Source organism: Paenibacillus sp. F024 (assembly GCF_057814255.1).
The window spans coordinates 25,879-41,106 of the sequence record NZ_JBVASZ010000008.1; the positions used below are offsets into that span (position 1 = coordinate 25,879).

The window sequence follows — 15,228 nt, forward strand, 5'->3', positions numbered from 1 at the left end:
TAAATCATGTAATTTCTTAACGTTATCGCACACGACTCACTATTTCTTTTCATCATACAACATACAGAATTTAACAGTCAATCATCTGTTTAATTATATTAAATGTTAAAGAAAAGACATTCGGAGAAGCGAATGCTTCTGCCAAATGCCTCTTGCGATGCATCTTTGTGCTATTGTCTTACTGCATGCTTTATTGTTTTTTTAATCGGATTACATTCCATGAAAGCTTGGACAGCCTTGCTTTTACCCTGCCGTCCTCTACGACGGCATTGCCTTTATTATGCGGCTTGACGTTAAAAGGATTATCCTTTGTATTGGTTGCCTTGATGTCTTCATGCTCGAGAACAAGATGTTCCACTACAGTATATTGCTCGGAGTCCCTAAGCATGCATTCAAAATCCAAGGCGTCCGTCTGATCCTTATTGATGACAAACAGGGTCAAGGCTTCCTCATCCTCGCTGAGCACCGCTGTTGCGTCCAATACAGGCACGTCCGTGTACAGCTTGCTGTTATAGGTCGGAGAAGAAATCACCGGCTTCAAAACGGTGCCTCTTCCAAAGACGGACGCGTGCAAATAAGGATAGAAAATGGTTTGCCGCCAAGCGCCTCCTCCATTTTCGGTCATGATCGGCGCAATGACATTGACGAGCTGGGCCAGACAGGCCATCTTTACGCGGTCGGCATGCTTTAATAGAGTAATCAGCATACTTCCCACCAATAACGCATCCTCAAAAGTATAGATGTCCTCAAGAAGCGGCGGCGCTACCTGCCATTTGGCCAATCTTCGATCCATTTCTCTGGTGTGAAACCATACATTCCATTCGTCAAAGGAAAGATGGATCGTTTTTTTGCTTCTTTTCTTCGCTTTGATATAGTCGCAGGTCGCCACGACAGAGGTAATAAATTCATCGAAGTCTACGGATTTGGACAAAAAATTGCCGATATCGTTATCATAGTTATCGTAATACCGGTGCAGGGAAATATACTCCACGTGCTCATAGGCATGCTCCAAAGCCGTAGCGTCCCATTCGGGAAAGGTGGGCATATGCGTACCGGAGCTGCCGCACAGCACCAGCTCGATGGTTGGATCCACCCATTTCATCACCTTTGCGGCCTCCACAGCCACCCGGCCGTATTCCTCTGCCGTCTTGCGGCCGATCTGCCAAGGACCGTCCATTTCATTGCCAAGGCACCAGACTTTGATATTGTGGGGATCCCGATATCCGTGAGATTTTCTCAGATCGCTGTAATAAGAGCCTCCGGGGTGATTGCAATATTCCACCAGATTGCGCGCCGCATCCGGACCTCGGGTTCCCAAATTGACCGCCATCATCACCTCCGTGTTCGCACGCTTGGCCCATTCTACAAATTCATTGGTGCCCACTTGGTTGGTTTCCGTACTGAACCATGCCAAATCCAGCTTTGCCGGACGCTGATCCTTAGGACCTACGCCGTCCTCCCAGTTGTAGCCGGATACGAAATTCCCTCCCGGGTACCGCACGATCGGCACCCGCAGTTCCTTAATCAGCTCAAGCGTATCGGTACGAAAGCCCAGCTCGTCTGCTGTCGGGTGATCCGGTTCATACATTCCGTTGTAGACCGCACGTCCCAAATGTTCAATAAAAGAGCCGTAAATGCGTTCATCCACCTTGCCGACTTGAAACTCCTTATCCAGTACCATCTTTGCTTTTTTAGTCATGGATGTCCTCTCCTATCATAAATTCCGATGATTTTATTAGTCTATTCCGTGTAAGCACACGTTTTATCACTTACGCCACTTCTACCACGACAACGGACATTGGAGGAAGCTTTACCGTAAACCCTTGCTTTTCAATGACGATCTCATTGAAGGCTTGAGGCTTAACCCGGTCCGGCTGTTCGAATGTGTTGTGGGCATTCATCTCGGAAGCGGTTAACACACGGCCTGTGATTTGATGAATCTGAACATCTCCGCGCAAATCACAATACACCTCTTCCGGACGGTTCGGATCCAAATTGCAGTACGTCACGTGAATTTTGCCGTCTTGATCGCACGAAGCGGAAACGTTCAAGGCATCCAGCCGATCATTCTTGTACTGGTAGCCACGGCTTTCCACATGTATCGGAAGCAGCGTGGCGTCCTGATGCACTTTGTACATCTCGAATACATGATACGAAGGCGTCAGGATCATCTTCTCTTTGTCTGTCAAAATCATCGCTTGCAGAACATTAATCGTCTGGGCAATATTGGCCATGTGAACACGATCGCAGTGCCGGTTGAAAATATTCAGGTTGATCCCTGCGACCAGCGCATCGCGCAATGTGTTTTGCTGATAGAGAAACTTTGGTGTCGAGCCGGGCTCCTCTTTGAACCAGGTCCCCCATTCGTCAATAATTAATCCCACTTTCTTTTGCGGATCATATTTATCCATGATGGCGGAATGTCCATTGATGAGTTCTTCCATCACAAGGGTTCTTTTCAAATATTCAAACCACAAATCTTCGCCAAATTCCGTAGCAGACGTATAATTCAACCGGTCTCTGGTGTAATAATGAAGACTGAGACCTCCCATTTCCGGACGATAATGCTGCCATCCGCAGCTTACGGGCTTATTATGGCTGGCGATGCCACTGCCGCCCATCCCCTCGCGCATCATGACCTCGGTCCAATGATAATCCGCCTCGCTGGCACCGCATGCGATTTTATAAATTTCATTGCCGCCAAAATTTCTCACATAGGTCTGATATTGCCGGTACAGGTCGGCATAATATTCTACGCGCATCCGGCCTCCGCATCCCCAGTTTTCATTGCCGATTCCAAAATATTTCAATTTCCACGGCTCTTCCCGTCCGTTTTTGCGGCGAAGATCGGCCATCGGCGATTTCCCGTCGAAGGTCATATACTCCACCCATTCCTGCATTTCACGCACCGTACCGCTTCCCACATTGCCGCATATGTAAGGTTCACATTCGAGCTGTTCACACAGATCCATAAATTCATGGGTCCCGAAATGATTGTTTTCAACGACTCCGCCCCAGTGGGTATTAATCATGCTAGGCCTTTCTTCGCGAGGCCCGATTCCGTCTTTCCAATGGTATTCGTCGGCAAAGCAGCCTCCGGGCCATCTTACATTTGGAATTTGAAGCTTCTTAAGCGCTTGAACCACATCATTACGAATTCCGCGCGTATTGGGAATCGGCGAATCCTCGCCTACCCAAATTCCCTCATAGATGCAGCGTCCGAGATGCTCCGCAAAATGCCCGTAAATATGCTTATTGATTATGTGCTCTCCCAAATCTGCGTTAATGACAACGGTTGATTTCATCGTATCCGCACCTTTCGAAAATAGTTAATGTCTTACATCCGGAGCTATCCTTTTACCCCGCCTACCGTCAGGCCGGCAACAAAATACTTCTGAAATAAGAAGAACAAAATCAATATCGGCAAAACCGTCAGAACCGAGCCTGAAATCAACAGATCATAGTTATTACCGTAAGGTGTCAGCAGCCCCGACAATCCAATGGGCAGTGTAAACTTGTCTTCGGTACGCAGAACGATCAACGGCCATAAGAAATTGTTCCAGCTGTACATCGCCTGCAAAATTCCCATGGCTCCAAAGGCCGGGGCCATCAAGGGCGCCATAATCTTGAAGAAAATTCCGAATTCGGAGCAGCCGTCGATTCTGGCAGAGTCGAGAAGCTCTTTGGGCAGCCCGACCGCATACTGCCTAAAAAAGAAAATGGCAACCGGCGCGACAACAAACGGCAGGATCACCCCCCCATAGGTATTGACCATTTGGATGGCCACCATCAATTTATAAAGCGGCAGCATCATAATTTCTACGGGAATCATCATTTTCATAAGCACCAGAATCATGATGATATTTCTTCCCCTGAAATGATAGATAGCCAGCGCATAACCAACCATGGACGAGAAAAACAGAGCAAACACGGTATAAAAAACCGTAATCAACACACTATTTTTATACCAAAGAAAATACCTCTTCCCTTCGGTGAAAATGTATTCATAGTTGGCCAAGCTCAATACATCCGGCTGCAGCTTTACGTTCAGGCCAAACCGAAGCAGTTCGGTTGAGGGCTTAAATGAAGCCAGAAACATCGCATAAAAGGGAAATAGAGCCAGTACGGATAACAGAATAAATAATAAGGTGAGTAAGACGGAGCTTCTTTGATCTGTTTTATCGGCTTTCACCTTCTATTCCCCCTTCCTGAACAATCCGGAAAATGCCAATTGAACCAGGTTAATCGTCAGTACAATCACTAATAAAGTCACACCGATCGCAGCCCCGTATCCAAAGTCATTATATTCAAACGCCGATTTGTACAGAAAGCCGACGATGGTAAGACCGATATTCGCAGGCGAGTTGTTTTGCCAAAAAACATAGCTCTCTTCAAACATCCTGAATCCGCCATAGATACTAATCGTCAAAACATAAACGGTAACCGGCTTCAGCATGGGCACTGTAATTTTGATGAATTTTTGCCACCTGCTTGCCCCGTCAATATCTGCAGCCTCATACAGCTCGTTCGGAATATTTTGCAGACCGGCCAAAAAATATAAAATATTCACTCCCATCCAACGCCAGCTTGCCAACGCGACCATCAAGAACATGGCCGATTCTGCTTGCATCATCCACTTCTGCGGATCGAATCCCAATAAACCGATGGCGGAATTAGCCAGAGCCGTGTCCATCTCCCCAAACATTAACCGAAAGATCATTCCTGCCACGATGGTGGATGTCAGAGCCGGCATAAATAGGGCGGATCGAAAAACATTTCTGACAGGCAATAATTTGGAATTTAATAATATGGCGAAAAGTAACGGAAACGGAATCAAGATCAATAGCGTCCAGAAGGTGTATCTTACGCTGTTATAAAGCGCAGTCCGAAACTCAGGGTTTCCCAGCCTTTCGTAATTAGCCAAACCGACGAAGGTGCTTTCCCCGGGATAGATTTCGTAGAAGCTCATCTGCACGGTGCTGTAAATGGGATAAGCAAAGAAAACAGCGAAAGTGATCAAAAAAGGGAACACAAAAATGTAGGGGGCAAATTTTTGAGAAAATAACAGATTTCCGTTTCCTTTACGGCGGATAACTTGATTATTTTTCTTCACGGGAGCTGTATAGTTGTCATCCAATGGCTTTCCCCCTCTTCATTCAGAATAACGGAATTCAACCTGATGAAAGGTTGAATTCCGTGGCCTTCATCCATTACTTGGCGTTCCTAAGCTCGTTGGCTGCACTTTTTAGGGCGTCCGCCGGAGTGGCATTATTGTTCTGTATTACGTTGAACATCGTTTTTTGCTCGATAATCGAACGGGCCCTCGGGCTGTTCTCCGCATAATTCACCGGATTGACCTCATCCTTGAGGGGCTTAATAATATCAAAAATATCGTTTCCAAAGTATTCCGTAAACTTATTCGATGCCTTCATTTCCGGCGAATCCCATACATCCCATCTTGGCGGATCAAATCCGAGCTTTTTCCAGATCTCGATGTTGGCTTCTTTAGTTAACTTAGCGAAGGTAAGAAATTCGGTAGCCAGCTCAGTTTTTTTGGATTGCAGCGTAATCACCGTGCCGGTTCCGCCCATGCCCGCCGATCTTTTGCTTCCACCCGGCCATTCCGGCATTGGACGGATAATCATTTTGCCTTTCAAATCCGGCATATAGTTCACAAAGCGCGCCATATACCAGAAGGGCATCAGAACAGAAGCCGCACCGCCTTTATTCATAAAGCCAAAGTACTCCTCTTTGCTATGTGCCCCTCCGGGTGCCGGCACCGCAATCTTATGCTTATACACCATGTCCTGAATAAACTGCAGTGTCTCTATGTTCGTTTGATTGTCCAAGATCACTTTACCGTCTTTGTCAAAGTAATCGGAGCCCCTTTGAGAAATCATCGGCATGAAGGTCCAATGTCCGGTGCCTTCTACGGTAGCCATGGGCTTACCTGTAGCAGCCAATACTTTCCTGCCCGCTTCAACGTAATCGTCCCAGGTTTTAATATCGTCCGCCTTCACTCCCGCTTTGTCGAGAATTTCCTTATTGTAATACATCACTGTTGCGCCGACATGGAAGGGGATGCCATACACCTTACCTTCTTTGCTGTACACTTCAAATCGGGATTGAACAAATTTATCCTTCTCTCCCGCGACAACATTCGTTAAATCAACGAGCTGCGGTTTTCCTTTCAGGAAATTGGGAAACTTATTGATTTCGATATCGGCAATATCCGGAGCCCCGACGCCGGATTGAAGCGAGATAAGCAATTTATTATGGTAATCTTCAAACGGATATGTGGCCGTTTCCAGTTCGATTTGTTTATTCGGATTCGCTTGATTCCATCGGGCAAGCGCATCATTGTAGAAATCCAGATGTACAGGGACAAACGACCATAGGGTCAGCTTCGTCTTCTCCCCCGGCTTTTGAGCAGCTTCCGGCGCTTTTGTCGACGGATCCGGCGCCGTTGGGCTTGACCCCGTACAACCGGCTAAGAACGTTGTTGTCACTAGAAGGACAGACAAGCTTGACACAATAGCTTTTTTCATATTTCAGCCTCCTTGATTGATGAAGTTGATGTTTTCATCCTCTTATCCAACAACTTGCAGCTATCATTTCCCATGAAGCTTTGGCCGACTTCACATCGTGAACAAAAGACCCCGGGTGCAGTACAAACCATGAATCCCGTGAATACGACTTAAATATGATACCGTTTACATTTTTGCGTTACATTAATACATGCACCTCCTCCTGATTGCAGATGCCATTATGCCACCTGTTCGTTCGCGATAACGGTTGCGTGTGCGTTAACGAAAACGTGTACGATAACGATTTCGTGTGCGTTAACGTTACCGAGCATAAAAAAAGGAGCCTCGTCGTTAACGCTTCCATTTGGATTATTTTTCCGTTAAAAAAACCTTATCATCCCAAAATCATAAAGTCAATATTTTTTTCATTTTCCTTAAAAAACCAAATGCAGTGAAAATTGCTCCGCTAAAATCTCGTACGATCGCAATCTCGCAGAAAAATCGTGGATTAACGACACGACGATCATTTCATTCACACCGTAGGCCTGGCTGGCGGCGGTCAGCTCCCGCTTGACTTTATCAGGGCCGCCCACAATCATCCGATTACGATTCACCTTCATTCTTATAAGATCCTCTGCCGAAGACGGGCATTTCATAGCCTCCTCCGGGGATGGGAAGAATCGGTCCTTCCGCCCCTTTTCGGACCACAATAGAAACAAGCTTAAGGAAGCAGCCAGGCGCTCAGCTTCTTCATCGCTTTCGGCACAAATGACGTAAATGCAAACATTGGCCCGGGGGGTGCTGCCCAAAGGACCCGGACGATACTGCTCATAATAGAGATGCACCGCTTCCTGCCCTTCACCGCCTAAGAAGTGGGCATAGGAGAACGCTCCTCCCAGCTCCGCAGCCAGCTTACCGCTGAAGGCGCTGGATCCGAGAAGCCAGCATTCGGGCATGGTCTCCACGACCGGGGTCGCTCTCAGTTCCTTGTACCGATGTCCCTCTTCAAACCGGTCAGTTAAAAAACAGGCTAAATCCTTGAGCATTTCCTTATAATGCTCCTCATGCTTCAGAGGACGGCCGTATCTTAAGGCGCTGGAAACGACAGGCTCCCCGCCCGGCGCACGGCCGATGCCCAGATCGATGCGATTGGGGTAAAGACCTTCCAGCAGCCGGAACGTTTCCGCAACCTTGTAGGGACTGTAATGGGGCAAAAGGACGCCTCCCGAACCCACGCGAATTCGCTTGGTATGTGCAGCTATCGCTGCGATGAGAACCTCCGGGACGGAGCCTGCCGAATATGTCGTGTTGTGGTGCTCCGTCAGCAAAAAACGACTAAACCCGAGCCGGTCAGCCGCCTTCGCAAGCTCCAGCGTCTGCTGAAGCGAATGTACCGCCGATTGGCCTGAAAGGCATGGAGACGGGTCCAGTATCCCAAGCGCAAGCAATCGTACCCCCCCTTTTTTAATGTAAGTATTGAGAACCTTTCACACTTCAAGGGGTATTATACCAAAAATTACATGTAAGCGCTTATTATTTTCCTGAAACCGTAAGGCTTGTTGTATTCCTTTTAAAGTCATAGAGGATCACACTGCTCACCAATCCGGCCGCTCCTGCCAGGACGAATACCGATTGAAAGGAAACGTTATCGATCAAAAAGCTTCCCGTCAGCGTGGCAACAGCCGATACCATTAACGTAATCAGGCTATTCACACTGATGCACATCGATATTTTTTCTTTAGCTACATGCTCTATGATGAAAACACCGCTGCTCAGAAAGTACCCGCTGAAACCGAAAGTGGTCAGAGAAAATGCCGCATATACCGCCGAAAGCTGATGAAAACTGACCATGATCACTCCCGCTGCGGCGGCGCACAAGGACGAAATCAGCAGGATCAGACGGTGACCGTATTTATCGGCAATGATCCCGAACAAGATATTGCTCACGATGTTAATTATGCCCGTAAGCGCTGTGAACAAAGCAACATACTGAGGGGTTATCTCGTATACACGTACCGCATAAAGCGCGTAATAGACCAAGCTGACTTGAGAAGCCAGCATAAAGCAAAAGCCGATGACGATCCGTTTAAATTTGGGATTCTCGCGAAATGTCGCGGGGATCGATTTGAAATATTGAAAAAAACTCATCTCGATCGGGGTCACCTGATCCGGTTCTTCCTTCATCAAGGCAAAAATCAAAGTATCGGCAAGCAGAATCAGGGCTCCTATCCCAAAAATGATCGTATAATTGTATGGAAACGCAACCTCCTTTAAAATGACGCCGGCGATATAGGAAGATCCCAAGGCCAGCAGATTGCCGACAGCCAAGGAGAATCCTCTTACCCTTCCGCGCTGTTGAACGGCGATCATTTTGGCGAACAAGCTCATATAGAACGGCGCATAAGAACCGACAAAAAAATTGAATATCATCCAAAACAACAAAAAGCATATCACCATCAATGAAGGGCTCGAAACGGCAAACAAAGGAATCGTAAGCACGAACAGCAAGAAAAGCGATCTTTGAATCAGCATATATTTGACAAACGTATTCAGCTTGCAAGCCAGGTTGATGACTTTTTGGACAAAGAACGGTTGAGAGGAAATGACTCCTACCGACACAAGCGCACCCGCCACTCCGATTTGGAAGGTGCTTGCCCCCAGCTCGTTTAGAAAATACGCGATAAAAGCATTGACCGAAATAAATGTCATGGCATTGGCAAATAAGATGCTGTCCATACACATGAGTAAGTAGTTTCTCTTTATAGGGTCCACTTCATCATCCCGCTTCCCTGATCCAATTGATCCCCGTCATTCAAAATGTGGAAGCTTGACGAGCTTGCCGCTCTGCATGGCCGATTCATGCGCGCAAAGGCCGGTAGAGGTCCAATTGGCGGACTGAAGAGCGTTCGGAAACGGGTCCCGGTCCTCGATGATGCTCATAATAAACTCATTCGCAAGATGAGGGTGACTCCCCCCGTGTCCGCTGCCTTGGGTAAAAGAAAGGTGGGCGTTCGTATCGCGATCATACACGCCCTGCGTCGTATACTTCCGAATGCTTTCCGGCAGCAGCTGCGCATAATCGGGAATCTTCACGCGCTCCACCTTCTCGCCAATGTGCAGCAAGGAATCCTCATGCTCTACCCTGGTCCACTCGAAACTCATTTTGCTGCCGTATACATCGAAGCTTTCGATATATTCCCGTGCCGTATTAAATAACGAGCGGGTCACTTCAACGGCCACATCGGTATCCTTCAGCCGGATATGCGCCGTTTCGACAGCAAAAGGCGAGCCGTATTTGCTTATTAAGTGCTCATCGATCCGACCTGAGCCAAAGCAGGACACATAATCGGCTTCCTTCCCCGCTAAACCGAGACATGGTCCCACGCAGTGCGTTGCGTAATACATGGGAGGGAGCCCTTCCCAGTAGCCTGGCCATCCGGCCATTTCCTGCTGATGCGAACCGCGGAGAAACTGAATGCGTCCGAGCCTTCCGCTCGTGTACTGCTCTTTGATATACAGGTACTCGCGGGTATATACGGCGGTTTCCATCATCATATATTTTCTCCCTGAGGCCTTTTGGGCCTTAACAATGCTGGCGCAATCTTCGATCGTCGTGGCCATAGGGACCGTGCAGGCGACATGCTTACCGGCCTCCAAGGCGGCAATGCTTTGCGAAGCGTGCTGAGGAATGGGGGTATTGATATGCACGGCATCCACTTCCGGATCCTTCAGCAGGTCCTCAAAAGAAGAGTATCGCTTGCTCACGCCGAATAATCGCCAATTTGATTCAGCTTGTCTTCCGATCTTTGACATATGGCATACATGCGGGCATGGGGATGATGCTGATAGATCGGGATAAATTCCGCACCGAATCCCAACCCGACAATGGCGACATTGATTTTTTTCATCCGGGCTCACCTCTTTCACCGATGGCTGAATTTAAATATAAATATCCTGATTGATCCTTTCAAGCTTCTCCAAGACATCCGAAGGCAGCGGACCTTTGGCGGCTGCAGCCAAATTGCTCTCCAGCTCCTCTACGGTAGAAGGCCCTGGAATCACGGAAGCGATATCGGGATTGCTCAGCAAGAAGCGGATGCCCAATTCCGGAAGCTCCATTCCGATTTCATCGGACAAATCATAGATAGCTTCCACCCTTTTAAGGATCGATTCGTTTTCCAGATGACTGTGCTGTCTTCTTCCCGCGCGCACATCGGCAAGCAGCTCGCGCTTGGGTCCGGATAAGATCCCCTGCCGGAACGGAGCGCCCAAAATCACGCCCACATCATGCCGTTTGGCCGTAGGAATTAATCGCTCCTTGGCCACCTGTGTAACCAAATCATAATGCTTCCAAGTCAGCACCACGTCAAATCTTCCGGTTTCGAGAAGGTCGCAGGCCAAATCCGCAGGACCGCCGCCAAGCCCGATCGCACCGATCACCCCCTCTTTCTTTAAGCGCTCCAGCAAGCTCAGAATCACGCTGTCGCCGGTTTTCCGGTCGATGCCCCACTGCGGGAAATGCGGCTCATGAATCATCATGACCTCGATAAAATCTCTGCCAAGCAAGTGCATGCTGTGTTCCACAAGCCGCATCAGCATTTCTTCATCCTGGTACGATTCATCCTGACCGCCCCAAAAATTCAAAAACGTATTTCGCAGCGTTCCGATTTTGGTGGATACGATGACCGTTTGATTCGTCCGCTTCAAAGCCTTTCCAACGAGCTCCTCCCCTTCACCGGTGCCATAGGCCGACGCTGTGTCCACAAAATTGATTCCCGAGGAAAATGCCTGATCGAGAATACGATGGGCGACACTGCGGGGCGTGTTATGAAACTGACGCAGCATCCAAACCGTGCCGAGTCCGATTTCACTGACTTGAAAGCCGGTGCGTCCCAATCTTCTTGTCGGAATTTTGTTCATATCCCCATTCCCCTTCGAATAAATTCGCGACTGCTTGCCGCATACTCCCTGGCCGTTCTTCTGTCGTCCGTACCGTTGAACTCAACTGTAATCCAACCCTGGTAGCGTTTCTCCTTCAGAAATCGGAAGATGCCTTTGAAGTTGCAGTTTCCTTCTCCTAATGGGAGCTTCAAGCCTGATTTTTCATTCCAATCCTTCAATTCGATCAAGGTTAAGCGATTCCAGTATTTTTCCAGGAACTGCAAGGCCCTCTCTTCCAAAGGCTGATTTACAAAATCGACGGTGGAATGTCCGGTATCCAGCATGACGCTCACCTTGCCGGGATCCGTAAGATACAGCAGCCGGTCCATATCCTCCAACGTTTCACCGGTATGGTGAGTGTGGTTATGGTATGCCACATGGACCTGATGCTTGCCGGCGATTTCTCCCATCCGGTTAAGGACTTTGGCCAGACGCAGAAAATCGGCCTCTTCTTTTCCCTTGCCTCCAACCACGACCAGATGGCTGCAGCCCATTTGATTCAAAAAACGGCAAACCAGCTCCACATGGCCTGTTTCCCGATCGATGTCCTCCGGAAGCCCCATATTGGCGCTTCCCAACGATACACCGGCATCGTCGAACAGCCGAATAAGTTCATCCGGTTTCTTGAGAAAAGGACGGAATTCTTTATCCACAAATCCGGAGACTCCGTCATACCCGGCCTCCTTCGCTTCCGTAAGCCAGCTGCGGAAACGATCACCCTCAACCGATCCCCATCCCAAGCTCATGATGGAGCACTGAATTCCCGACGGATTCAAGTCAACACCTCCTTTGGTCTTTATTTTAGTATGAAGCGTGTGGATGGTCTATGAAACATTTCGCTTAGAAAATGAGATATTTTACCTTGAATGAAGAGTAGAATGGAATATAAAATGGGAAGTAATGGTGAAACTTATAAATCATGGGGCGTGTGAACATGAATGCTCATTCCCGCAAAAAAAGAAAGAAGTCATCCTCCGATCAACGGAGCATCCGAACTGTTGCTCTAATTATCGAAACATCGAATGAATACGCTCGCGGTCTTCTAAGGGGAATCAAAACGTTTACCCGCGAGCAGGAGCCATGGTCTCTCTTTTTGAGTGAGCACAGCCGGGAGGATCAGGATCTGTCCTGGCTTCGCAGCTGGAGGGGAGACGGGATTCTTGCACGAATTGAAAACGATGCCGTCGCCCGGTATATTCAAGAAACCGGGTTGCCTGCCGTAGATTTAAGTGCGGCCCGGCTGCTGCCCTCCATTCCCTTTGTGGAAACCAATGATGAATCGATTGCCCGAATGGCGGCCGATCATTTGATCGAACGCGGTTTCAAGCATTTTGCCTATTACGGAGACTCTCATTTTATTTGGTCGCAGTTACGTGAAAAACACTTTATCCGTTATTTAAACGATGCCGGCTATACGTGCAGGACGTTCGACCATCATGCGGAAGATCGGCAAAAACCGCTGTGGAATATGGAAATGACATGCTTAATGGAATGGCTTCGGTCCCTTCCCAAACCTGTCGGGGTTATGGCCTGCTTCGATATTCGCGGTCAGCAATTGCTGGAGGCTTGCCGGCTGGCATGTATCCGGGTTCCGGATGAAGTCGCCGTCATTGGAGTGGATAACGATGAATTAATCTGCGAATTATCGAACCCTCCGTTATCGAGCATCATACCCAACACCCTCAAGACAGGTTACCAGGCCTCAAGCCTCCTGAAATGCTTGATGGACGGTGAACCCATGAATCATCAGGCACACCTGATTGAGCCATTGGGTATTGCTACCCGCTTATCGACGGATGTCTTGTCTATTTGCGACAAGCATGTTTCCGATGCGATCCGGCTGATCCGCAATCACGCGTCGCAAAATATGAATGTGCAGGATTTGTTGGAACACATCCCCTTGTCCCGCCGGGCGCTGGAAAGCCGGTTTCAAAAAGCAGTCGGACGTACGCCTCATGAAGAGATTATATTCGCCAAGCTGAAGCTGGTGAAACAACTGCTGATCGAAACGGAGCTTCCCATTTCGCTGATTGCCGAACAGGCAGGCTTTGAACATGCCGAATACATGAGCGTCATGTTCAAAAGAAATACCGGCCTATCACCCAAATCCTATCGGCAGCAGCACGGCCAGCTTCGGGGATAACCAAGCCATGAAAAAAACACCCGGTCAGAACCTTCCGATGACGGGTGTACTGCTCTTAAGACTTGACCATGACTTCTTTGGAGGCCCGGTTTTATTTGCTGATCGTTTCGTTTTTTTGCATCGACTTTCTGTTCCTGATCAGATAGTTTACGATAAAGGGCGCAATGACAAAGAGTACAATCAAGGCTAATATGGTGATATTAATCGGACCTCTGACAAAGATAGCCGGGTCGCCGTTACTCATATCGAAGGATTGGCGAACAGATGTCTCAAACATTGGCGTGAGAACAAAAGCCATCAGCAGCGGTGCGATCGGATAACGGTTGATACTCAAAATAAAAGCGACGACTCCGGCAATCAGCATCACCCATACATCGAACATGCTGTTTTGATCCGTATAGGCACCCAACACACAGAAGATAATGATCAACGGAATCATAATGGCATTCGGTATCCGGATAAAATAAATCAGCAGCGGGATAATGGCAAGCGAGGCCGCCAAGCTGATTAGATTTCCGATGTACATGGACGAAATCAATCCCCAGACAAAATCGGGATTGGTTGTAAACAGCAGCGGACCCGGCTTTAAGCCCCACATAATTAATCCGCCCAGCAATACAGCCGTCGTTCCGGAGCTGGGAATTCCCAAGGAAAGCAGAGGGGCGAACGCTCCGACGGCTGTCGCATTGTTTCCGGACTCAGCGGCTGCAACCCCCTCAAGGGCTCCCTTGCCCATCTGATCCTTATTTTTTCCTACCTTTTTCTCCAGTATATAAGCGAACATCGAGCCCGTCGTCGCTCCCGCTCCCGGCAAAATCCCGATAAAGCTTCCAAGAATACCTGTACGCACCGATGGAGCCACGATTCTTTTCATTTCACTTTTATTTAATAAGCTTTCTTTAATCGTAATTTTCGAATTGTATTCCGCATGTATTTTTTGCAGCATGAGCTCAATAATTTGACAGAACCCAAACATGCCGATGATCAATGCGACAAAGGAAATACCGTTCAACAGATTAATCGATCCAAAGGTAAACCGCGATTGCCCCAAGGTCGGATCTACGCCGATCGTTGCCAGCAGCATCCCGATAAAAGCCGCGATCAGCCCTTTTCTTTGATTTTCTCCAAACAACAAGCTGATCGAGCATAAAGCCAATAAAATCACGCATGCAATTTCGGGAGGACCAAAGGATAATCCGATTTTGGCCAGTACCGGACCCATAAAGGTCAAGAAAATAATGCCGATCGTCCCGCCTATAAACGAAGACACGTTTGACGTAAACAACGCTTTGCCGGCCAGGCCTTTTCTGGCCAGCGGGTAACCGTCCAGCGCCGTGGTAATCGACGATGATTCTCCCGGAATATTCACCAGAATAGCCGTGTAGGATCCACCGTACATACACCCGTAATAAATGCCCGCCAGCATGATGATCCCTGTTGTCGGGTCCATCGTAAACGTAATCGGCAGAAGCAGGGCGACACCGGTAACGGAGCCCAGACCTGGAAGACCTCCAACGAGAATACCCAAAACCGCGCCGATGACTGCAGCTAATATATTTTGGAACGATAAAGCAACAACGAATCCATCCAGAAGCGATTGAAAGATCCCCATACGAT

General features: G+C 48.3%; 13 protein-coding genes. 1 reads left to right on the forward strand and 12 read right to left on the reverse strand.

All coding sequences use genetic code 11. The features are described from left to right. Positions 1-190: 190 nt before the first annotated feature. From arfA to ACZYR9_RS10480, 11 genes are all read right to left on the reverse strand, one after another. A complete protein-coding gene (gene arfA / locus ACZYR9_RS10430) occupies positions 191-1,699 on the reverse strand; it encodes an arabinosylfuranosidase ArfA (protein ID WP_488978420.1) in 1,509 nt (502 codons plus the stop codon). A gap of 70 nt (positions 1,700-1,769) precedes the next feature. Then, entirely contained in the window at positions 1,770-3,305 is a 1,536-nt protein-coding gene (locus tag ACZYR9_RS10435; protein ID WP_488978421.1) for an alpha-N-arabinofuranosidase, read from the reverse strand. A 44-nt stretch (positions 3,306-3,349) separates the two neighbouring features. Beyond that, entirely contained in the window at positions 3,350-4,192 is an 843-nt protein-coding gene (locus ACZYR9_RS10440; RefSeq protein ID WP_488978422.1) for a carbohydrate ABC transporter permease, read from the reverse strand. Between the two features lie 3 nt (positions 4,193-4,195). Next, positions 4,196-5,113 (reverse strand): carbohydrate ABC transporter permease, encoded by a 918-nt coding sequence (locus ACZYR9_RS10445; RefSeq protein WP_488978570.1) that lies wholly within the window; start codon positions 5,111-5,113, stop codon positions 4,196-4,198. 97 nt (positions 5,114-5,210) lie between these two features. After that, positions 5,211-6,548 (reverse strand): ABC transporter substrate-binding protein, encoded by a 1,338-nt coding sequence (locus tag ACZYR9_RS10450; RefSeq protein WP_488978423.1) that lies wholly within the window; start codon positions 6,546-6,548, stop codon positions 5,211-5,213. Positions 6,549-6,961: 413 nt separating this feature from the next. Next, a complete protein-coding gene (locus tag ACZYR9_RS10455) occupies positions 6,962-7,975 on the reverse strand; it encodes an LLM class flavin-dependent oxidoreductase (protein WP_488978424.1) in 1,014 nt (337 codons plus the stop codon). An 85-nt stretch (positions 7,976-8,060) separates the two neighbouring features. Beyond that, positions 8,061-9,269, reverse strand: a complete 1,209-nt coding sequence (locus tag ACZYR9_RS10460) for an MFS transporter (RefSeq protein ID WP_488978425.1) — start codon at positions 9,267-9,269, stop codon at positions 8,061-8,063. A gap of 66 nt (positions 9,270-9,335) precedes the next feature. Then, positions 9,336-10,292: a Gfo/Idh/MocA family protein gene (locus ACZYR9_RS10465; RefSeq protein ID WP_488978426.1), complete on the reverse strand. Its 957-nt coding sequence runs from the start codon at positions 10,290-10,292 to the stop codon at positions 9,336-9,338. Next, positions 10,289-10,435, reverse strand: coding sequence for a hypothetical protein (locus tag ACZYR9_RS10470; protein ID WP_488978427.1), 147 nt, complete (start codon positions 10,433-10,435; stop codon positions 10,289-10,291). Before ACZYR9_RS10470 ends, ACZYR9_RS10465 begins: the two co-directional genes overlap by 4 nt. A gap of 31 nt (positions 10,436-10,466) precedes the next feature. Then, positions 10,467-11,447, reverse strand: a complete 981-nt coding sequence (locus ACZYR9_RS10475) for an aldo/keto reductase (protein ID WP_488978428.1) — start codon at positions 11,445-11,447, stop codon at positions 10,467-10,469. Further along, positions 11,444-12,244 carry a sugar phosphate isomerase/epimerase family protein gene (locus tag ACZYR9_RS10480; protein WP_488978429.1) on the reverse strand — a complete coding sequence of 267 codons (801 nt, stop codon included), beginning with the start codon at positions 12,242-12,244 and terminating at the stop codon, positions 11,444-11,446. The genes ACZYR9_RS10475 and ACZYR9_RS10480 overlap by 4 nt, the downstream gene beginning before the upstream one ends. 158 nt (positions 12,245-12,402) lie before the next feature. Between ACZYR9_RS10480 and ACZYR9_RS10485 the strand changes: the two genes are divergently transcribed. Further along, complete coding sequence (locus ACZYR9_RS10485) at positions 12,403-13,611, forward strand: XylR family transcriptional regulator (protein ID WP_488978430.1); 1,209 nt, start codon at positions 12,403-12,405, stop codon at positions 13,609-13,611. Positions 13,612-13,702: 91 nt separating this feature from the next. Here ACZYR9_RS10485 and ACZYR9_RS10490 read toward each other — a convergent pair whose 3' ends face one another. After that, positions 13,703-15,223, reverse strand: coding sequence for a tripartite tricarboxylate transporter permease (locus ACZYR9_RS10490; RefSeq protein ID WP_488978431.1), 1,521 nt, complete (start codon positions 15,221-15,223; stop codon positions 13,703-13,705). Positions 15,224-15,228 lie beyond the last annotated feature (5 nt).

Bases quoted from the DNA above. Each gene is read 5' to 3' on its own strand.
- ACZYR9_RS10460 (WP_488978425.1), bottom strand. From the start codon at position 9,269: ATGTGTATGGACAGCATCTTATTTGCCAATGCCATGACATTTATTTCG.
- ACZYR9_RS10470 (WP_488978427.1), bottom strand. From the start codon at position 10,435: ATGAAAAAAATCAATGTCGCCATTGTCGGGTTGGGATTCGGTGCGGAA.
- ACZYR9_RS10435 (WP_488978421.1), bottom strand. From the start codon at position 3,305: ATGAAATCAACCGTTGTCATTAACGCAGATTTGGGAGAGCACATAATC.
- arfA (WP_488978420.1), bottom strand. From the start codon at position 1,699: ATGACTAAAAAAGCAAAGATGGTACTGGATAAGGAGTTTCAAGTCGGC.
- ACZYR9_RS10475 (WP_488978428.1), bottom strand. From the start codon at position 11,447: ATGAACAAAATTCCGACAAGAAGATTGGGACGCACCGGCTTTCAAGTC.
- ACZYR9_RS10485 (WP_488978430.1), top strand. From the start codon at position 12,403: ATGAATGCTCATTCCCGCAAAAAAAGAAAGAAGTCATCCTCCGATCAA.
- ACZYR9_RS10450 (WP_488978423.1), bottom strand. From the start codon at position 6,548: ATGAAAAAAGCTATTGTGTCAAGCTTGTCTGTCCTTCTAGTGACAACA.
- ACZYR9_RS10490 (WP_488978431.1), bottom strand. From the start codon at position 15,223: ATGGGGATCTTTCAATCGCTTCTGGATGGATTCGTTGTTGCTTTATCG.